Genomic DNA, 22,040 nt, shown 5'->3' on the forward strand with positions numbered 1-22,040 from the left:
TTAAAAGGTATTTTAAACTTTATTTGGTAATAATACAAAATAACGGAAGGTGATTTCATCTATCCCCAGCTTAACACAAATAATTCCTCCTGCCGATTGCTTTACTTGTCGCAAGGACTTTAGTAGTATAGCTAATATCGAATGAAACGAGGTGCTAGACTTTTGTCCAATGATGAAATCATATTGACCCCTGAGGGTTTACGCAGTTTAGAGCTAGAACTTGAAGATCTAAAAACAGTGAAGCGTAAAGAATTAGCAGAACGGATCAAATTAGCGATCTCTTACGGTGACCTCAAAGAAAACAGCGAATATCATTCTGCTAAGAATGACCAGTCTTTCATGGAAACGCGCGTTCTCACGATTGAACGGATGCTCAAGAAGGCCAAAGTTGTGAAGAACACGGGTACATCCAAAGTGCAAGTTGGCTCAACTGTCGTATTGAATGACGTGGAATTCGCCGAGAAAATCGAGTACAAGATTGTTGGTTCTCAAGAAGCCAATGTCAACGAAAATAAAATTTCGTATGAGAGTCCGCTTGGCATCTCCCTTATGAACAAGTCAGTAGGCGATGTAATTAGTGTAAATGCACCAATGGGCATCATAAGCTATGAGTTGCTTGAGATTCGAATTTAAGCACTACAAATAAAAAAGCAGTTCATAACTAGAACCTCTAGTTATGAACTGCTTTTTTATTTGACAGTTTGAAGGAAAGCAAGCGCCTTTGTCATCTTCTGAATGTAGGCGTCATCTAAGCTGGAGCACATCCATTTCACATGTCCATCCCCCGTACTTAGTAACTGGTCGCTGTCCTGCAGCACCTGCATTAAGTGATTCACGGTCCCTTTGCTTCCATCTACAATTTGGATATGGCTCGGTAGGATTTGACTCAATATTTGACTATAAAAAGGATAGTGAGTACAACCGAGCACAACCGTTCCGAACGTACTTAGATTAAATGGATCCAACTTATCCTTAAAATAATCGACAATCTGAGGACCATCCATGATAAGATTTTCGCAAAATTGAACCAACTCCGGAAGCGGTACGGAATCTACCATCCCCATATCATCGATTCGGGATACAAGCTCTCTATATTTCGCTTGCTGCAGTGTAAGCGGCGTAGCGAATACAAGTACTCTTTTGCCTGATGAGCGATTCATCTCGATGGCTGGTTTAACAGCAGGCTCCATCCCAATAATGGGAATCTGGTAGATTTTCCGTAACTCTGCGATCGCGATGCTCGTTGCTGTATTACAGGCGATGACAAGCGCCTTAATTTCTTCTTGAATAATCGTATCAACGGATTGCTTGACGAAGGTTAGAACCTCATCTTTCGATTTAACACCATACGGAACATGCGCGGTATCTGCAAAATAAACAAAATCTTCCCGAGGCATTCGCTTCATGGCTTCATTCAGAACCGTGATTCCACCTAGACCTGAATCAAAAAAAGCAATTTTCATCCTATTCACCCTATTTATTAGCGTTCTGTCTTAAAAAAACACGTGATCAAAAGTGGACCAACTTATAGTAGTCCCGCTGTGACAAGGCCATTCCGTACGCCTTCTTCATCCACATGCGTCGTCACATGATCAGCGTATGGCAATAAATCCTTATGTGAATTACCCATTGCTATGCCAAACCCGACATAGGAAAGCATCTCCATATCATTCAAACCATCACCGAATGCCACCGCATCTTCCGGCTTCAAGCCCACCAGTTCCAGCATTGCCGCGATGCCCTGAGCTTTGGAACCACCAGCAGGCAATACATCCATCGCATGTTCGTGCCAGCGAATCAGCTTAAACTCCGAATTCAGCCCTTCATACAAATGTTCATCTTTCGCTTCACAGTGCAAGAAAATTTGATAAATATCGTTCGATTTCCAGAAATGCGGATCATAACTTGGTAAATCAACCTTCAATGACGATACGGAGCTATGTACAAAAGGGTGATCCTGCGCATCTGTCGCAAACGCATGCTCACCTTCGAATACAAGTGAATGCCCGTGTGAGGCAGCCAGCTTAACCAATGCTTCAATCGCGCTTTTGGCAATTACGCGGTGGTACAGCGGCTCGCCTTTGTAAACGGCATATCCACCATTTAAGCAGACATACGAATCTATGCCTAGAAGCTCTGCCAAAGGTTTAATGAAATAAGGTGCTCGTCCAGTTGCAATAACGGGTTCGATCCCGCTTGCTTTCAATTGGTGAATTGCTTTAACGGTGCTATCAGGCACCTGCTTGTCCTCATTAATTAACGTACCATCGATATCAAAAAATACAATTTTATACACAGTTGGGTTCTCCTTTGCATTCGGAAGCAGTTGTTGCCGCTTCTTCTCTCTTTCTTTCAATTAAACACCAAATGCCCAGAAAAAACAAAGAAAAAAGAGAATCCCTTGGGCTTCTCTCCCACTTTGCCTATACGATACTATCAATGATGCCAAAGGCTAATGCCTCTTCTGGACTCATGTACCAGTTCCGCTGATGTTCCTTCACACGAGCAAGCTCCTCTGCTTGCAGATTCGTTTTGGACATAATGCATTCATCATAGATGTTCTGCAACCGCTGCGTTTCATCCACGCGATTCTTCAAATGCTCCAAATGACCATCAATATGTGTGGAAACGGAATGATACATGAAGGTACTCAGCCTGCCTGCGTGCCGTTTGTGCCCGCTGACTGCAATTAGCAGACTCATACTCGCGGCTAGTCCGTACACATAGGTGTGAACGGGGGTTTTACTGTTCTCGATCACATTAATAAGACCAAAGCCGTCGTAAACACTGCCACCGTTACTATTAATAATCAGGTCGATAGGCAGCCGCTTAAAATCCTTTTCCTTCTTATCTTTGTCATCATCCCATTGATTGATTTTCATGATTTGCTCAACAATCAGTTTCACAGAGGTCTTATTGATGCCATCGAATAGATAAAGGGTTCTGTCGCTCATAACATGCCTCCTGTCCGTATGGCCTTGTATTACAGTAGTCTATTCTCGGTTTAGAAACTTTGTAACTCTTTGCGTGCTGTTTTCAGATTTTTGGGCGTTTAACAAACTAATGTCTACAAACCAACAACTCAGATAAACCCAGTCACTTAACCAACTACCATGTGTATATACAAATAGAACCTCTCCACTCCCAACGGAAGTGAAGAGGTTCTCCTAGCTACTCTTAGTACATATTCACATTATCAAATTTGCTGCTCGCCCGATGCGAGTAAAGACCAATTTGCCCCGAGGTGAAACTCGTATCCGTCGTTGTCAGTAGTTTCGCTCCGTTCACCCAGAATTCCAGCGTGCTGCCATTTACTACGGCTTTGAAGTCATACCAGGTCCCCGTGGTGAATGTGAATGGCACGGTGACGAGGTCTGTAGGCGTACCGCCGACGACTTTGAGGATCTTCAGACTATTCGTGGACTTATAGTACATGAATGTATAGTAATTGTTCGCATCCACACGTCGTGCGATGAGGCCAAGTCCAGCTAGGTTGCTGGCATCGAAGCTGTCAGCTTTGACTCTTGCGGCAACCGTGTAGTTCTGCCAAGTACTCAGCCCGGAATACGCATTGACTGCAGCTACCGTATTGTTCGACTGGGTAAATACCTTTGTACCATCCGTCACAACGCTCCATGTGCCTCCAGTTGTTGCCCAGCTTGAGGCTGATCCTGACTCATAGTCATCACCGAAAATAGGCGCCACGCTCACATTATCAAATTTGGCATTTGCCCGATGAGCGTACATGCCGATTTTGCCTGAAGTAAGCGTTGTATCCGTCCCCGTCAACTGCTTCGTCCCATTCACCCACAACTCCAGTGTGGAGCCGTTGACAACAGCTTTGAAATCATACCAAGTGCCTGTGTTGAGCGTATAAGGCATCGTCACAACATCACTTGCGACACCGGCCGCCAGCTTCGTGATTTTCAGTGTATTCGTCAGCTTGTAGTACATGAATGCGTAATAATTACTACTATCCACATACCGTGCAACAACACCAATCCCCGCGTAATTCCCTGCATCAAAGGCATCCGCTTTGAGCCTCGCTGAGACGCTGTAATGCTGCCAAGTACTGTCACCAATAAAAGCAGTAGCTCCACCAACCGTGGTATTCGACTGGGTGTATACCTTCGTACCATCTGTGATGACACCCCACGTTCCACCTGTTGTCGACCACCCTGCTGCTGAGCCAGATTCGAAATCATCACTCAGAAGTGTGACTGAACTGGTGCTTGTCGTACCCGGATTGCCATCTGTTTGAAAACTAATCGTAACCGTATCCGATGTACCGCCTGCTTCACTGAACGTTAAAGTCTTGGAGTAACTTGAATTCGGCGCCAAACCGACCGTATTAATCGTAAAATAGATCTCCCGCTCCCCTCGCAAATTCCCTGCGGATTGCGAAAGCGCAAGCCAATCGCCTTGACCGCTAACGGTCCAATTCGTGCTTAAACCGCCGCCTTTATTGACGATCTTCAATTTGTGTTTTTGAGAACTATTCGTCACATTCTTAACACCAACGTTGATGCTAGCTGGTACATCCATCTTCGCAGCTGGGATGCTCCCCAATGCCCCAAGCCGATTCGTTTCTTGGAACTTCGTGATCGTGCCCTTCTTCGCCGTTAATTTCAATTGCAGCCATTGCGCTGAAACACCTGTAGGCGGCGTAAACGAAATCGCTTGCTCCACTTTGTTGCCATACGGTACCGAGACATTAAATGTACCCGTTTGAAAACTCGTATAGGTGCCATTCCCAGGATTCAAATATCCCGCTTCCCAATTCACATCCACGCTCGTTCCGTCCTGCTGCTCATCGTTATACACAATAATTGTTCGAGTTGTAGCCGTACCTCCCGAAAATATAAGAGGTGAAGCCCCGATCAAATTATTCTTATCCCCATCCTTATCAAAAGCAGCAACAGGGGAGTACGTATTATGGGTGTACTCATACGAATCTGATTTGATAAAGGCTGGTTTCGCTGAATCATACGCGTTAAACACAGGTCGATGAATCGCGACCGGCTTCAATCCTGGTGCCGTCATATCCGACCACGTCGGATACAAGGTATCCTCCGTAACTTCATAGGCATAGATCCAATTCGCATAATAGCGAATATCCGCAAAGCCCGCATACCGCATTGCTCTAGTCATCCGATCTGCCGCACGATGCCAAACCGCCTGTGAAACGAGATTATCGTTCAACATATCCTTAGCCAACGTTGAATTATACGTTCCATTCGCATTGAGCGTCGGCCATCCACCCGAAGGTGTATAGGCTTCCCCCTCGCCTTTCGGCTTCGTACTGTTATTCGTGTACATTCCATACATCGTGCTATTGTTCAACCAGCCTATTTGGTAACCGCCCGTATAGTGATGATTCTCTTGATCTGCCGTTGTAAAGTCATCCTGAATGATTGGTTTCGATGTATCAATCGATGTGATTGCCGCTGCAATGGTTGGATGCAAAATTGTCGTATTGTTGCTCGTTGAACTCCAATTTTCATTTCCACCGCTCCAGATTACAATACTTGCATGATTCTTCCTCGCATTCACCCATTGTTTAACCCATTTCGTAATATGATCCATTGCATCAGTAGTATAACTATGCACACTGTGATACTGCCAATAAGGCGTCTCATCGATGAGAAGTAAGCCGATTTCATCCGCATAGTCGTATACTTGCTTGATCCCTCCGTGAATGTGCGTTCGCGCAACATTGTAGGTCGTTTTCCATTCATCCATGGTTAGTTTGACCTCAGCAATGCTCGCATTCGCATACGATTGCGATGAACTATATGCTGCGCCATGTCCACTACCCGTTGCCCAGTTGAACTGCAGGGCATCTCCGCGGAGATTTGTTTTAATACCATTGAGCTGATAGTAATTCGTGTTTACAGCAAATTGTCTAAAGCCAAATCGCGTTGCCAAGCTGTCGATCGTGACCGCACTTTGAGTAAGACTCGTGTTCAAATTGTACAGCTTAGGGTCGTGCGTCCACCAATATTTCGCATTCGTCCAAGGTACAGCGGTCCATGTCACCGTTTGGGAACTATTGGCTGCCACCGTCACGGTTTGGTCAGAGAAAGTTTTCTCTGTACTACCGCCAACGAGCTGAGCGCTATTTGTGACTGTGACCGTTTGGCTGAACGCTGTCGCGTTCGTCACCGTCGTTTTCACCGTTATTTCGTCGTCGGAAGGTGACGTGTTATTTTTCAAATCGGTGATGACGAATGTGTCTGAAACAAATACTTTGGGATACGCCACTAGCGCTACGTCATCGTTGATCCCGCGACCTTGCCCCCAACTCTGATTGTCCACACCAATGGGATACAGAGTTTTTCCACTTGCATCCTTCGCATCGGCTGGCAGCGCATAGTAACCCCACACACGTACTTCTAATGTATTCGTCCCCCCAACAATAGCCAGAGGTGTAATATCCAACTTATACGGCAGTCTCGTCATCAAGTAACCGTCTGTTTCTGTCGCTAGTTGTGTGCCGTTAACGAACACTTTGGACAGCGGGCCGATATTCTCGAGGTCTAGGAAGATTTCCTTCCCTGTCATTGATGAGGGTACCGTGAAATTCCTTTTATACACCCCATAATTCAGTGTATTCCATGATGTTGGGTACCCAAAGCCAGCAGATGTATCCCAATAGGAAGGGACCGTAATATCATAGCGGGTTGCTCCGCCATTCGGATAAAAGTCCCACACCCCATTCAATGAAATCTGCTCCCGACTCGTGTCTGCCTGTGCGTTGTTTGTCACGGCAAACAGTGTACTTACCAGTAACGAAGTGAATAACAACAAGACGATCCTTAGATTCATTTTGCCTAAACTCCACGGTATTCGCATCTAACGTCCTCCTTCAAATGAGTGAGCCATAATATATAGTAAGCGCTTACAACACCTTCGCTATTCATCCCCTCCTCTCATTCACATCCCTTATTTCTCAATTCTTCTCTATCGAAACACCTCGCTGATTCACCATTATGGCTACCTGACTATCGACGGATCCTGTTAACAGAATCTGAATCTCCGTACGACCTTCCACCTCATTTACCTTCAAAAGCGTCACCTGCCACGCCTCACTTTCATTCGACTCACACTCAGGTAAACATAACGTAGCGATAACCGCTCTTTGCGTAAAAGATTGACGGTACGCTAAGACCGGGATTACTTTCTTTGTGCCATAATCGTCGGATCTCCACCCCTCTTTCGTCGCAAGAGAAGCCTGAGCTCCTGCACTCCCAGCCCAGTACATCCGGCAACCCGATGTCTTCCCAAGCTCCTCACCGTATGAAATCAACGCTTCCAACCCCTCATCAATCCGATAGCTCCAATCCATCACCCTAGCTTGATCGGACAAATGAAACATTTGCTCGATCTCATGCGTACCTACGCCATCCAACTCATCCACGACAAGGAGCAATGGCAACGATTTCCCCATCAACAGCCATCTTCGATGCGCAACTGGCTCGCTCAATCGCGCATAGCCATGATGCGAAGCATCAATGAAATCATAGGCCTCGCAAGACAACCAACGATGTAGCTCAACAGTCGCTTCCGGCTCTCCCCATTGCTGCGTCGATAGGTACGGCGTTTGATCCTGTCCATCGACCGTAATCGTGTTGTGTGCCGAAGTTCCTTTGAAATACCGCCGCCATTCGCCTTCTTGGTACGTGTATCTGCCTGAATCTCCAAAGATTAAGCGCCCTCCATGCATCCATTCAAAATGCAAAGCATCCGCATGACCATGTGCCCCGCCTAGCGGTGCTGCGTCAAAGAACACATACTGCTGCGCATCTTGCATCACATAATATCCCGAATCAGGGAAGGCAACGGTTGACCGAATTTCCTTCTCCATTCCTCCTATCCGCTCCGTCCAATACACGAACTTCTCGCTTCCTAACAGCCAGAGCAGCCCCTCACTGATCTCGCCTTGCTGGCAGATGGCTTCATCCTCACAAATTGCGCCTATAAAGCCGACTTTCGCTCGCACATGCGCACCGCTATCCGAATCAGATAGCGCGACAGCCTTACCATCTGGCCGTATCGTCGCTACGCTAAAAGCCACCATCGATTTCAACTTTTCCAGATACCTGTTTGGAAAAGGATGCCCCGTCTGCTTCGCCAGTAGAAATGGCGTTCCAAACATATCCAAGCTGGCCGTATGATAATGCGGTGTCAGTTCATTTTGAATGCCATCCTCACGAATCTGATCGTGCAGACAAAGCGTAAGCCGCTCTTGCGCAAGCTGGCGCCAATATGGTGCTTCCCCATGATTAGAAAGGAACGTGCCAACCATAAACAACCCTTGCATGTGCATGGTAGCATGATTAATTGAGGTATCTCCCAGATGCCTCGACAGAAACGTCGCTTGTTCGGCCAAGCTGTCTCGCCACTTTCTTTCAAAATCACCATCCATCAGCGCACTATGGCTCATCAACATATATCCCCAGACCCAGGATTGCACACGCAATCCGACTTCGAGCAGCCGCCATGGACCCGGCCGTTGGAAATACACCATTTGCTCGTATGTTAACGAGGTTGGCTTGGGATTCTGCTCGATCCAACTCGTGATATGCCGCTTATAAGCCTCCACATACCGTTCATCCCCTGTTAATATATACGCAATTCCCAAGTCGCGCAGATGCCAATGGCGATTAAGAATCCATGTATACTCCAGGTCCTCCGTAGGATTGTACAACCAATCAGGACGCAAACCGTGATCGATCCACTCCCCTGCAGCCATTGTATAAGGAAGCTTGAACTGTCCCGCACAAGAATGGTCAGCTTGCTCCAAAATGTGTTCCACACGTATAGGAAAATACGCTTTAAACGTCCCTGCCGCTTCACGCAGCTCCGCATTGGTCAGATAAAATTGCATCATGATCTCCTTTACTCACACGAATTATCCTTTGACAGAACCCGCTGTGACACTAATGAACGATTTGTTCGCAAGGATATACACGATGAGTATCGGTAAAATCGACATACACGCGCCAGCAAGCATAATGTGTGTCTCCGCAGCGGCCGAGGTGCCATATCGCAGGCTGGCTAACCCTACGGTCAGCGTTTGAAGTGCTGGCTTCGTCATCGTGAACACCAAAGGCAGAATATATTCGTTCCACGCATTTCGGAACACGAACAACCCTGCAACGCCTAGCCCAGGCGCCAATAGCGGAAGGATAATCCGCCAGTAAATGCCATAAACGCTGCAGCCGTCAATCTTCGCTGCCTCATCTAGATCTCGCGGGATCCCTTTAAAGAAACCAATGAGCGTAAAGAAGGTTGCTGCATGACCACTGATCAAGATGATCACAACGCCCCATAAGGACTTGTGCAGATTCAAATGCACCATCAATTCGAATTGCGGGCGCAGTACAACAGCGCCGATCGAAATGAACATCGTGGACGCGAGCAACGCCACATAGACTTTTTTACCCGTAAATTCCTGTCGATCCACGGCATAAGCAGCTAACGAAGCTACAAGTAGACTACCTATTGTGGTTGCAATACTAACGAACAAACTATTCATCGTAAAATGGGCGAAATTCGCACCCTTCCACGCCTTCGCATAGTTGGAAAATTGCCAGACGGATGGCCAGAACGTTGCACCTGTGGTTACTTCTGCATTTGTTTTGAAAGAACCAAGCACAGCCATGATGACCGGAAATAAGGTGAACACCACGATTAGAATCAAAAATGCCCATAGTATGAGCTTACCCGTTACTTTCGCAATGAACAGTGAGATATAGGAGGGTAGCGAGGTTGTTTTGTTATTCGTTATACGAGTTGGAACCGTCTGCATGTAAGCCTCATCTCCTATTCGTTAATCTGATTCAAGCGTTTAGATAAGTAGAAATAACCTAACGTTACAACGCCAACAATCAGCGCGGATACGAAACCAACTGCACTGCCGTAACCGATTTGCTGCTGAACAGCACCGCCTGCCGACGATACGGGGAAGAAGAGCTTATACACGTAAAGATACATGACTTCTGTTTTGCCAATAGGCCCGCCTTCAGTCAACACCATGATGCTCTCATAGCCTTTTAAGGCTGCTGTTATGGCGAGTAGTACAATCATTTGCAGTACAGGGCCTAACATAGGGACAGTGATGTAAATAAATTTCTTCCAACCATTTGCCCCATCAATGGCGGCACTTTCGTAGACGTCCTGCGGTATATTTTGCAATCCGGCGAGGAACAGCAGCATGTAATTCCCGATGGCACCCCAAACGGCGATGATGATCATCGTGAGCATGGCGAACTTCGTTCCCAGCCAATCGATATTCGAATGGATAATACCGTATTTCACAAGATATTGATTGAGAATCCCATTATACGAATTGAAAATAACGTAGAAGACGACAGACATGACAGCTGTACTAATGACCGTTGGTAGAAAATAAATCGCACGAAACAGATGTCGTCCACGCAATGCCCCGTTAAGTATCACGGCGAGCACTAAGGCGATGGGTAAGGTTAGAATGATTTTGCCCCCAGCATATACCAAGGTATTGATAACGGATTGCCAATAAGTCTCATCCTCATACAGTCTTCTGAAATTATCTAAGCCATTGAATGTCTTAGCCCCATAGCCAGGATAGCTGTAAAACATATAGCGCATGGCCCACCCTAACGGGTAAATGCTAAGCACCAAGGTCAGAAAAAGACTCGGAAATGTAAGGATATAAGGGGCAAGCGCATGCTTACGTTTCATCATTGCAAGGCTCCTTTCTACTTGAGAAAAAGAGCTACCCGCTTCAAACTCACGGTTTCAGGCGGATAGCTTCCTCTCCCAGCGTGATCTTATTTAACTAGACTGCCTTGCAGATTTTTGGCATCAAAGTCAGGCATAGGTTGATTCTTGGTCGTACCTGTTTGCCTAGCTTTATCTAAAGCGGCGTTATAACGTGTCGACAAATCTGTCGTTATTTTATTCACATCGCCGCCCTCTAAGATGTATCGCAAGGCTTCATCGCCCAAATTTTTACCTTCTGGCGTCACCGCTGGGACAACTGGGAACAAGGCGTCATATTTGTTAGGTAGGAACAAGTCCATATTGGCGAATCCTGGTTTTTTCGCAATAGCCAGCACATCTGGTACAGCAGAGATCCCTACACTATCCTCTTGGTATGTTTTCAACACTTCTGGACCGTACATCGTTTCGATGAATTTCCACGCCTTCGCTTTGTTCGCCGATTTCGCACTCATCGCGAGCCATACCGTCGCATTTGAGAATGGCGAAGCGCCATTGATTGTGCCATCTACCGTAGGAAGCGGGGCCGCACTCCATTTGATTTTGGCAGGGAATTGGTTCTTGTATACACCTGGCTCACTCGCATGGTTGATGTACATGCCGATTTTACCTTCCGCAAATTGTGCACGGAGCGGGTCGATATCAAGTAGTTCAAAACCAGGAATCATACTGCCATCCTGCTTCATTTTGCGCAGAGCCTCGAGCATTGGGATTTGACTGGCAAAGTCGAACTTGCCTGTTTTGAAGTTAAAGCCATCCAAGATCCCTGTACTTAGCGCGACAATCGGTGAAGCGGAACGGCCAAAGCCGCCGTTATTTTTGAAGTTACCTGCGAAGCCATAGGCTCCAATATCCTTACCTGCAACGGTCAGTTTTTTAGCTGTTTCAACCAGTTCATTGATGGTTTTCGGAGGTGCTGCAATGCCAGCTTTTTGGAAGAGATCAACGTTATAAATGAGACGCCAAGTGATACCATAATTCGGTAAAGAGTAGATTTTATTGTCCACACGATTTCCGTCATCGATGATGAGGTTTTTGAAACGGTTTTTAAATTCAGGGGTCATGTAGGTGTCTAATGGTTCTAGGTAGCCTTTCTTGATGAACGGGGCAAAATTAGAGCCTGATGTCTTGATAATGTCCGGTGCTTGATTACTAGCGAAAGCGACATCCAAAGATTGCTCATAGTTGTCGGCCATGATCGTGACTTCGACTTCGATATTGTCCTTATTCTCGGCATTATACTTCGCGATCTCCGCTTTGATATGATCCGATGCACCACGGTCGTTCGTCCAATAAGTTAGCTTTGTTTTGGGGCCGGTGGCTGCTGGCGCTGCGGAACTTGCCGCTGCTGTTGCTGCAGCTGTAGCTGCAGGGCTTGCAGATGTATCCGCTGTATTGCCGCTCCCGCAAGCAGATAAGGTGACTAGCAGAGCTGCGGATGCAGCGAGATGAAACGGTTTCTTACGCATAAATGGTTGGCCTCCCTTTTCTTTTCCCATGTGTTTACTTCTAAAGTGTAAGCGAATTCACTCTAGCTGTGAGGAGGGTAAAACCACTATTCACTAGGAAAATATGATTGTATTAGGACGGTTTATAGATTTGCTTGAACTCCGTCGGTGTCATCCCGACATGTCTCTTGAACACGTCTGTGAAGTAGGATCGATCCTCGTAACCCAGATGAATCGCAACTTCTTGCACCTGCTTATCCTCAAGAAGCATCTCCTTCGCCTTCTCGATTCGCAGTCCGTTCATGTAATTGATAAGCGTCGTCCCTGTCACCTTTTTGAACAGATTCGCAAAATAACTCCCGCTCAAATACACATGCTTCGCTAAATCAGTCACTGTTACATTCTTATCCAAATTCTCTCTCATATAGTGAATCGCCTGGGCGATGACCGAATCCGCTTCCAGCTCACGCTGCTTCTGCAAAGCGTCGCAACCTGCTGAAACCAATTGATCGAGTAATTCATTTAACTCACGCAGCGTCAAGCGCTCTCCCTTTTTCAGAAGATCCAGCTTCGCTGTCAGCTCGTCCATCCCGCTTGGCATCGTAATCTTCTCAGCGAAAATGCGATGCATAAGCAGCCCTAGCTCATGGCACACATTCATCACATCGCTAGGTTGTACCCCTGAGTAGCCATGCACAATGTTCTGGAGAAGAGGCAGCGCCCTCTCTTGATTGCCCATACGCAAGTAATCGAACAGCTCTTTCTCATGCTCGGCACTGTGCCTAGAACGTGTAGCGGCATGATGCTGAATATCTTCGTAGAAGAAAACACTATTCCCGCCCGTGTAGAAATTGTGGGACAGTGCTTCCGTTGCCTGCTGATAGGATTGGGGCAGTTCGTGAATCGTTCTGGCCTCAAGCCCGACACCTATGGATATCGTGTAGCGAGAGTAGTTCAGCATATGCTCGCGACACTGTTCGGCCAGCGTAACGATGTCCATGTGAGTTGGCACATTCAGCAGACAAATGAAGCCGCTCAATTGCTCTCGGAATACAATGGATTTCGTGGCAGAAGCGAGTGTTTCTTCGAGGATGTTTTTGACCGCGAAGCGTGCCAGTTCAACGTCATGAATGCTATGCGTATCCACTTGCTTCGCAAAGCCATCAATTTCAATGCACATAATTATGAGCCGCTCCCGATTCAGATCGAGCTTCAAATAATCCCAACGTTCCTTCAGCCTCACTTCATTGGCGTTGTAACGCAGCAACAGATGCAAATATTCTTGGCGCAGCAGCGGCATGCTTTCCTTAATTTGGCGCTCCATTTCGCTTTGTTTGGCAAAATGGACCCGATCCAGCTCAATCTGCTCTTTCGCTTTCTGCACAACTGCTTCAATCGCCGTTTTCAGGAACGGTTTTGCAATAAAATCAAACGCACCCAGACGAAGCGCTTGTTGCGCATATTCGAAATCGGTGTACCCGCTGAGCATGATCACTTTGCAATTGGGCATCACGGCCGTAATCGCTTTGGTCATCTCTAAGCCATCCATTCGCGGCATCCGAATATCGGTTAGCACGATGTCCGGTCTCAGCTCCAACACCATTTGCAAGCCGTCCTCTCCATTGCCTGCTGTCCCTACAACCTGCACACCATGCGTGTCGACTTGGATCAAATCAGCGATTCCGCGAACGACACTTTTAATATCATCAATGACACAAAGTGTAATATCAGCCCTACTCATGTTAGACTTCCCCCTTGATCGGAATCGTTATGTTTACTTTTGTCGCTTCAAAAGGCTCACTTGAGAGAACCATTGTTGCATCGCCGCCGTAATACAGCTGCAATCGGTTGTAGACATTGCGCAGCGCGTAGCCTTTCTTCTCTGTGTTAGGATGATTCAGGCTCAGTTGCAGCTTATCTGCATCCATGCCGGAACCGTTATCTTCAACAACAATATGCAGTTGTTGATGATCGGATGTAAGTTCGATACGAATTTTACCTCCAGATTCCATATGTTCAAACCCGTGAAGCAAACTATTCTCAACCAAGGGTTGCAGCATGATTTTCATAATGGGCAGTGTTTGGCTGGTATCACTGCTTACCACAATTTCAAAGTCAAAAAGCTCCTCATAACACAGCTGTTGTATCGTCAAATACTGCCGCACATGAAGTAGTTCTTTCTCGACCGTCGTCCATTCTTCGCCATGATTGAGGCCCAATTGAAAGAGCTGAGATAAGGCGATGACCATCGATTTCGAGTTATCCAGCTCACCAGTTTCCATTTTCCAGATAATCGTATTGAGCGTGTTATATAAAAAATGCGGTGAGATCTGTGCCTGCAACGCCTTGGCTTCGGACTTTCGTTTCTCTCGTTCAGCGTCCTTCACTTCGTCGATGAGTTCATTGATTTCCAGCAGCATGCTGTTAAATTTGTGGCCTACCTGACTGACCTCATCTTGATAATGGCTCTGGAATCGAACTGACAGATCATTGCGTCCTACCTTACTCATCAGCATTTGCAGATGATACAGCGGCTTCAGCAAAATCGCCGAAAGCACATTCGACACCAGTACCGCCATAATGATGCAGACGAGCATAATGATGCCGGTCGCCCATTGAATCCAGCTCAAATCCTTGAGCAGATCAGATCTCGATTGGACGCTGAGCAGCAGCCAGTCGGGATTGAATTGCAGGGTCGCATAGTTAATTAGGTCGTATTGCTCCGTAATCCCTACCTCGAAATGGCCCCTCAAGCTCGTCCCAATATGTTTCTCAAGGAAATCTTTGTCATAGCTCTTGGGCAAATTCGGCTGATTCAATAGCACGCTTGCAGCATTCCGATTCACAAGGAACAAATTCTGATCTTCCTTCTCGGTGTGCCGGTCGGACAGCATGCCTTGGATCGCCTTCTCGTTCAAATTCACAACAAAATACATGTTCGGACTATCACTAATCGATTTCATAACTAACGAAATAACGCGATCTTTCCCTTGAAAAAGAAGATCTTCATGCCCTTCGACCCAGAATGGTTCTTTGGTTAGTTGCGCCTTCTCGTACAGCGGCGAATCATAGAAAGAGTAGCCTTGATTTCGATAGTAACTGGCAGAATAGAACTCCCCAATCGGCGTCGCAATAAAAATCGATTCGATCGACGGCTCTGCCAGCTTCGCTTGCGTGAACGCCGAGTTCATCGCTGTCATGTGACCGTAGTAGCCATCTTTCTTGCCAGCGGCAGAATCCTTCGACATCTGGACAAACGGCTGCGAAATCATAATATTCAACACCGAAACGAGAATCTGTTTCGCTTTCTCATCCAGCACACGTGCCGAAGTGTTCAGATTATCCTGACTGAGCTGGAACGTGTTCCGCTCGATGACGCGCGCACTAATATAGTAAGACAGCCCCCCTGTCGCCGCGATCGAGATGGCAATCAGCAGAACGAACGACACCCACATGCGCTTCTTCAGCGTAAGTTTGTACAGCATGGTTTTCATGAACGTACACCTCCATGCTCACATTGTATCGCAAACGCTTACAAGGGGCATACAGAATTTTCCTGTGTGGCGGAGAGAGCGACTGCCCCCGACATCCCCTCCCCTCTCTCGGGGAGGGAACGAGGATGCGTTAATAGTGCATTTGGTAGCCGATTCCCGACGTGAGAGGAACGTGGATGCGTTATTTCTGCATTTTCGTCTGGATTTGGCCATATTCCACTAGAATAGGGCATCCTCGTTCCCTTTGACTCGTATTTCTCAGTACTTTCGTTAAATAGAGCATCTACGTTCCCCCTCATACGCTAGTTGCTGCACTCCTACCAGAAATTATACTTGCACACTCACGTAGAGGAACGAGGATGCGCTAATTGTGCATTTGGGGGCCAGTTCCAGACGTGAGAGGAACGTGGGTGCGCTATTTCTGCATTTTCGTCTGGATTTGGCCATACTCCACTAGAATAGGGTATCCTCGTTCCCTTTGACCCGTATTTCTCAGTACTTTCGTCAAATAGAGCATCTACATTCCCCCTCATACAACTAGTTGCTGCACTCCTACCAGAAATTATACTTGCACACTCACGTAAAGGAACGTGGATGCGCTAAACATGCAATTGGGGCCGATTCCCGACGTGAGAGGAACGTGGGTGCGCTATTTCTGCATTTTCGTCTGGATTTGGCCATATTCCACTAGAATAGGGTATCCTCGTTCCCTTTGACCCTTATTTCTCAGTAATTTCGTCAAATAGAGCATCTACGTTCCCCCTCATACGCTATAAGTGGAGTTGATAGCTACGTGCACGTTCATTACCACTCGCTACAACTAAAAGTTGCTTATCACACAACACATGCAACAAAGTTCTAGCGTGTCTTTTACTTACATTAAGATGCACAGATAGTTCTGAAGCTGTAAATGGACGGATTGTTCTGCGAGCGAAACGAATGATTTCACTTTCCAGCCAAGGGAGTGTCGGTAGAACATCGGTGGCCATAAACTTGCCAATAAGTGAAAGAATCAACTGTTGGCATTGTTTCGGTGCTTCAACTATCGAAGGGTAGGCAATAGGGAGAACTAACCACCCATCTAATGCGAGGTATGCATGGCGGAGGCACAAATCTTTGAATCGCCAAATTTCAAGATCTCGCGCATGTGAACTGTAACCTTGGATTTCGATTACGGCTTTTACATCTTCAGGCATATAAGCAAAATCCAAATATCGATAGCCGTTCGCGAAATCACGAACCTCCCATTGAGGATATAGATCATTGAAGTTACCAACCTTTGGATACCAAATTGTACGGAGGAACTCCATCTCTGCATGTCCTAATCCATGTTCTAAGCGTTCACGTCTACGCTTGTTCGACTCCTCAGCAATTTGTTTTGCCATGAATACTTCAAAAGCTTGCTCAAATTTCAACAATTCTTACTCTCCTTTTTTGGGCACAAAACAAAACGCCGCTCTCACCACGATTACTGAAAGGACTAATTCCTCAGCAACCATGATAAAAACGGCGTGTGCTTCACGACCAATGTCATATTATTTGTTTATTAGTATACTAGACGGCGCCTAGATCATGCTACATAAAAATGACTTACTATACCTTCAGTCTGCTTCCGATTGAACTTGATATTCCGCAAGGGAAACTGTCAGCTCATCCGAAACACGGATACCCTCAGATACTAACAAAAACTGCTGCAACTGTGCACCCTCATCATCTTGGATCGCAATTTCACCTCGAATGTTGAGTACTCTATGCCAGGGGAGTTTGTGCTTCTTACTCATCGCATGCAAAATTCGCACAACTTGACGTGCAGCTCTTGGACTTCCGGCTTGCCGCGCAATTTGGCCATACGTCATCACTTTTCCTTCGGGAATGGATCGGATAACTTCGAGAACTCTCTCCGTGAAAGGTGTCATTCTACCTGAAGGAACTTGATGCATACAGGCTGAGACATCTCAAGTACACTGCCAGTTGGGACTAGTTTCCCAGTCGTCTCATCGCGCGCAAAGCTAACGATATTGTCAGAGTCTTTATTCGCTACTAAGACAAATCTACCATCAGGTGAAATCCCGAAGTTACGCGGATGCTTTCCTAGCGTAGGCGCATGTTCTACAAGCGAGAGGTGCCCTGTTAGTTCATCAATGGCATAGACAACTAAGCTATCGTGTCCACGATTGGAACCATACAGGAAACGCCCGTCAGGAGAGATGTGGATGTCTGCGCAAGCATTTTCACCCTCGAATGAGGCTGGTAAGGTTGTAATGTTTTGAAATTCAGTAAGTTGTCCTAGCTCCTCGTCATAGCCGAACGCCGTTACCGTAGACCCGAGCTCGTTAATGACATAACCAAACTCAAATGATGGGTGGAAAACAAAATGGCGTGGTCCCGACCCAGGTTTAATTGAGACTTCATGATGTGGAAAGAGACGCTTCGCTGTGAGATCTAATCTATATATAATAATTTTATCAAGCCCTAAATCACAAGCACCAATAAAGCGATTCGCACGATCTACGAAAACAGAATGTGCACGCGGTCGATCCTGTACCGGAAGTAAACTTGCACCGTGATGCTGCTGAATATCAGCAGAAATCCCGATTTGACCATCCTCTAGAATCGGAGATAACCCAACCATACCACCATGATAACTAGTCACCATCACCACTTGGTTCGTGTTGTCCAACTGAATGTGACAAGTTGTGGCTGGCAAGGTGTTTTCAGTATTGAGTAGAGATAGTTCGCCTGTCTCAAGATTAATCGTGTAGGCACTGGCTGCTCCGCATTTCTGCCCCTCCGTACCTACACCTTCACCGAGTGCATATAGTCTTGAATTGTCTGCGTCGACAGCAAGAAAAGTTGGGTTTTGCAACCCAGTTACGTTGTGCTTTAAGGTTAGACTGCCTGATTCTGTATCAAATTGTGCCGTATACACCCCAGGATTCTTCGCATCGGCGTAAGAACCAATAAAAGCTAGTGTTTGTTGTGTCGGTTGCTGCTTGTCCACGGATGTCACTCCCATTCTCATCTAATTTCAATATGAGCATTATCTCAAATCTGCTCCTTGTGGGCAACTATTGGATTTACTGTGGGGTTGGAGAAATGAGATTGACCGGAGAGTAATATTCGTATGTTTTCTGACATGAAAATCACTCATGGTCAACAACGCAAGGTAATCTACACAGATAACCTTTTTTAGGTTGTTGACCATAAGTGATAATACCCGATCCAGACCGCCTAGGACAGTCCTTCTCTATTTAAACAGCAGAAGAAATATACACAGAGTAAACGGCATTTTGTGTAACGTTCATATTTAGGTATACTGAAATTGCATCATTTCTTATGACAGGGTTACCAGCTATATTACTAGTCCATGTTACTGTGGCATTTGGTGTGACTGCATAGGCAGCACCATTGGAAAGACGCACGGGTTGAACTCCTACATCCGTAGGTCTAATTGAGAAGACTATGGTTCCAGTAAGCGAAGCCGTAGTTGTAAGAGTAATTGTAGATATGATGTTAGCAGCTAACGGTGCCCCTGCAGTATTAATAACATCAAAACATACTTGGAAAAGATACACTCCAGCAGGTAAGTTGTTTACAGCTATTGCTCCAGAAAAAGCAACTACGTTTCCATTCGCAGCATCGACATAAGGCACCATATTGGAAAGCGCTCCAGGCGACCCTGCTAAACGTTGAAATCCTGCATTATTTCCACCAAAATTAAGAATTTTTGTGAAATTAGTTGGTGTCGCTCCGGTTGCTCCTCTTGCTCCAGTCGCTCCAGTTGCTCCAGTAGGTCCGGTTGCACCAACTGCTCCAGTTGGTCCGGTTGCACCAACCGCTCCTGTTCCTCCAGTTGCACCAACTGCTCCTGTTCCTCCAGTTGCACCAACTGCTCCTGTTCCTCCAGTCGCTCCAGTTACTCCTATTGCACCAACTGCTCCTGTTCCTCCAGTTGCACCAACTGCTCCTGTTCCTCCAGTTGCACCAACTGCTCCTGTTCCTCCAGTCGCTCCAGTTACTCCTATTGCACCAGTTGCTCCTGTTACTCCAGTCGCTCCTGCTGCTCCAGTTGCTCCAGTTGCTCCAGTTGCTCCAGTTGCTCCAGTTGGTCCGGTTGCACCAACTGCTCCTGTTCCTCCAGTCGCTCCAGTTACTCCTATTGCACCAGTTGCACCGGTTGCTCCGGCTGCTCCAGTTACTCCGGTTGCTCCAACTGCTCCTGTTCCTCCAGTCGCTCCAGTTACTCCTATTGCACCTGTTGCACCGGTTGCACCGGTTGCTCCGGCTGCTCCAGTTACTCCGGTTGCTCCAACTGCTCCTGTTCCTCCAGTCGCTCCAGTTACCCCTATTGCACCAGTTGCTCCCGTTGCTCCGGTTGCTCCTGCTGCTCCGGTTGCTCCCGTTGCTCCAGCTTCTCCTGTTCCTCCAACAGCTCCGGTTGCTCCTGCTGCTCCGGTTGGTCCGGTTGCTCCAGTTGGTCCCTGTGGTCCACCTGCTGGCCCCGTCGCTCCGGTCGCTCCTGTGTCACCTGTTGCTCCGGTTGCACCAGTCGGTCCAGTCGGTCCAGTTACTCCTGTTGCTCCAGCTGCTCCTGCAACACCTGTTGCTCCAGTTACTCCTGTTGCTCCGGTTGCTCCAGTTACTCCTGCTGCTCCAACTGCTCCAGTTGCTCCGGCTGCTCCGGCTGCTCCCGTCGATCCTGTTGCTCCGGCTGCTCCCGTCGATCCTGTTGCTCCGGCTGCTCCCGTCGATCCTGTTGCTCCGGCTGCTCCCGTCGATCCTGTTGCTCCGGCTGCTCCCGTCGATCCTGTTGCTCCAGCTGCTCCGGTTGCACCAGTCGCTCCAGTATTTCCTTTCTTCCCTTTATGCCCTCTCTTCCCTCTAGGCCCTCTCTTACAGCACTTTGATGATGAGGACGATGTCGTGGACGTTGTCGTGCAACAACAATCCGATTGCGATTTTTTCGGATTATTACTCATATAATTTTGCAGTTCCGGCTCAATCGCATCCACGATACGTTTAAGTTCCTCTTTATTTAATCTCTCCAACTATCCCCCCCCTTTCCATTGTATTAATAGTTTATGAGCTAGAATATATATTGCGAGGGCTAGAAGAGAAAACAAACATTCCCCTAGTTGAGTGACATTTCACATGAAATCTTAATACTATAATTATATAAAAATACAACTTACAAGAGGTGGCAGAATGATCAATGCTAATCTTTCTATCCCACATTTTCATATTACTGTAATTCCCGAGCAGCTTGAAAAATTAAACGAGAACATAAACTTAGAGCTTTGGATTCCAGCAGTTCTTCGCCTTGATCAAGATGAATATCAGATAAAGCTAGCATATCGCGGCTCACATACACGTAAATTCCCCAAAAAATCGTTTCAGGTCAAGTTCATTTCACCAATGGTTTACAAAGGAGAACGAGAATTTCACCTTAATGCTGAATACGCAGACCCCTCACTCATACGAAACAAGCTCTCCTTTGACTTTTTTACCCGCATCGGTGCCCTATCACCACAAACCTACCATGTGCTACTGTATATCAATGAACAATTTGCCGGTATATATTTGAAGCTTGAATCTGTAGATAATCGTTTTTTACAAACAAGAGAATTGCCCGACGGGCCGATTTATTACGCTATAAATTCGAATGCCAATTTCTCACTGCTTAGTCCTAAAACCTCTGAAGTTAAGAATTCCCTTGAAGAAGGGTATATGAGAAAGTGCGGAACTGCTGCAGACGATGCCGATTTGCGCACGTTTATTTATAAAATCAACACAACCACAGTCGCTCTATTTAAATCCGAAATTGAAAAGCTGTTGGATGTCGATAGTTACCTTCGTTGGTTAGCGGGAGCCGTATGCACTCAAAACTTCGACGGCTTTATTCATAATTACGCTTTATATCGAAATAGAGAAACAGAACGGTTTACTATTATTCCGTGGGATTACGATGCAACCTGGGGGAGAAATGTGAACGGACGCATACTGAAGCATACGTATCTTCCGATAGAGGGCTTCAATACACTCTCCGCGCGTATCTTGGATGTGTCCTCGTTTCGATCATCCTATTGTAGTCTGCTGCATGCCATTTTTCACGAGCATTTTACGCGGATAGCTCTGGAACCAGAAATTATTGCAATGCAGCAATTACTTCATCCGTTTATCCATCTTGATCCTTATAAAAAAGATAGCGAGGGAATATTTTTAGACGAGCGAGGATTCATTCTTTCTTTTATCGAAAAGCGGAGGACTTTTTTGATGGAGAATATTGAATCGTTTCAAACACAAAAATAAGGCAAGCAAAACAGTAATTCGA

The 22,040-nt window shown here is 46.5% G+C and carries 16 protein-coding genes; 2 read left to right on the forward strand and 14 right to left on the reverse strand.

The window, feature by feature from the left end; all coding sequences use genetic code 11:
- Positions 1–162 precede the first annotated feature (162 nt).
- The gene (gene greA / locus HQN88_RS03125; protein WP_171635061.1) at positions 163–633 is read left to right on the forward strand and encodes a transcription elongation factor GreA; all 471 of its coding nucleotides are present in this window, start codon (positions 163–165) and stop codon (positions 631–633) included.
- Between the two features lie 56 nt (positions 634–689).
- Here greA and murI read toward each other — a convergent pair whose 3' ends face one another.
- The 14 genes from murI to HQN88_RS03195 form a co-directional block, all read right to left on the reverse strand.
- On the reverse strand, positions 690–1,463 hold the full coding sequence (murI, locus tag HQN88_RS03130; protein WP_173108748.1) for a glutamate racemase: 774 nt from the start codon (positions 1,461–1,463) through the stop codon (positions 690–692).
- 62 nt (positions 1,464–1,525) lie between these two features.
- Complete coding sequence (locus tag HQN88_RS03135; RefSeq protein WP_173108749.1) at positions 1,526–2,296, reverse strand: Cof-type HAD-IIB family hydrolase; 771 nt, start codon at positions 2,294–2,296, stop codon at positions 1,526–1,528.
- 127 nt (positions 2,297–2,423) lie between these two features.
- Positions 2,424–2,954, reverse strand: coding sequence for an ATP-dependent Clp protease proteolytic subunit (locus HQN88_RS03140; RefSeq protein WP_173108750.1), 531 nt, complete (start codon positions 2,952–2,954; stop codon positions 2,424–2,426).
- Positions 2,955–3,177: 223 nt separating this feature from the next.
- The gene (locus HQN88_RS03145) at positions 3,178–6,855 is read right to left on the reverse strand and encodes a 3-keto-alpha-glucoside-1,2-lyase-like domain-containing protein (protein ID WP_173108751.1); all 3,678 of its coding nucleotides are present in this window, start codon (positions 6,853–6,855) and stop codon (positions 3,178–3,180) included.
- Between the two features lie 97 nt (positions 6,856–6,952).
- Complete coding sequence (locus HQN88_RS03150; RefSeq protein ID WP_173108752.1) at positions 6,953–8,893, reverse strand: alginate lyase family protein; 1,941 nt, start codon at positions 8,891–8,893, stop codon at positions 6,953–6,955.
- Between the two features lie 21 nt (positions 8,894–8,914).
- The gene (locus HQN88_RS03155) at positions 8,915–9,814 is read right to left on the reverse strand and encodes a carbohydrate ABC transporter permease (RefSeq protein ID WP_173108753.1); all 900 of its coding nucleotides are present in this window, start codon (positions 9,812–9,814) and stop codon (positions 8,915–8,917) included.
- Between the two features lie 14 nt (positions 9,815–9,828).
- Positions 9,829–10,731, reverse strand: a complete 903-nt coding sequence (locus HQN88_RS03160; RefSeq protein ID WP_056610057.1) for a carbohydrate ABC transporter permease — start codon at positions 10,729–10,731, stop codon at positions 9,829–9,831.
- 86 nt (positions 10,732–10,817) lie between these two features.
- Positions 10,818–12,236 (reverse strand): ABC transporter substrate-binding protein, encoded by a 1,419-nt coding sequence (locus HQN88_RS03165; protein WP_173108754.1) that lies wholly within the window; start codon positions 12,234–12,236, stop codon positions 10,818–10,820.
- A 112-nt stretch (positions 12,237–12,348) separates the two neighbouring features.
- Positions 12,349–13,956: a response regulator gene (locus tag HQN88_RS03170; RefSeq protein WP_173108755.1), complete on the reverse strand. Its 1,608-nt coding sequence runs from the start codon at positions 13,954–13,956 to the stop codon at positions 12,349–12,351.
- Between the two features lies 1 nt (position 13,957).
- Positions 13,958–15,709, reverse strand: coding sequence for a sensor histidine kinase (locus HQN88_RS03175; protein ID WP_173108756.1), 1,752 nt, complete (start codon positions 15,707–15,709; stop codon positions 13,958–13,960).
- A 770-nt stretch (positions 15,710–16,479) separates the two neighbouring features.
- Positions 16,480–17,127 (reverse strand): transcriptional regulator, encoded by a 648-nt coding sequence (locus tag HQN88_RS03180; RefSeq protein ID WP_173108757.1) that lies wholly within the window; start codon positions 17,125–17,127, stop codon positions 16,480–16,482.
- A gap of 183 nt (positions 17,128–17,310) precedes the next feature.
- Positions 17,311–17,625, reverse strand: coding sequence for an MGMT family protein (locus HQN88_RS03185; protein WP_173108881.1), 315 nt, complete (start codon positions 17,623–17,625; stop codon positions 17,311–17,313).
- The gene (locus HQN88_RS03190; RefSeq protein WP_274320350.1) at positions 17,622–18,710 is read right to left on the reverse strand and encodes a lactonase family protein; all 1,089 of its coding nucleotides are present in this window, start codon (positions 18,708–18,710) and stop codon (positions 17,622–17,624) included. The genes HQN88_RS03185 and HQN88_RS03190 overlap by 4 nt, the downstream gene beginning before the upstream one ends.
- Before the next feature lie 250 nt (positions 18,711–18,960).
- A complete protein-coding gene (locus tag HQN88_RS03195) occupies positions 18,961–20,757 on the reverse strand; it encodes a collagen-like triple helix repeat-containing protein (RefSeq protein ID WP_216855596.1) in 1,797 nt (598 codons plus the stop codon).
- Positions 20,758–20,914: 157 nt separating this feature from the next.
- Between HQN88_RS03195 and HQN88_RS03200 the strand changes: the two genes are divergently transcribed.
- Positions 20,915–22,018, forward strand: coding sequence for a CotH kinase family protein (locus HQN88_RS03200; RefSeq protein ID WP_173108759.1), 1,104 nt, complete (start codon positions 20,915–20,917; stop codon positions 22,016–22,018).
- The last annotated feature ends 22 nt before the right edge of the window (positions 22,019–22,040 follow it).

The organism is Paenibacillus qinlingensis (assembly GCF_013204845.1).
GTDB lineage: Bacteria > Bacillota > Bacilli > Paenibacillales > NBRC-103111 > Paenibacillus_E > Paenibacillus_E qinlingensis.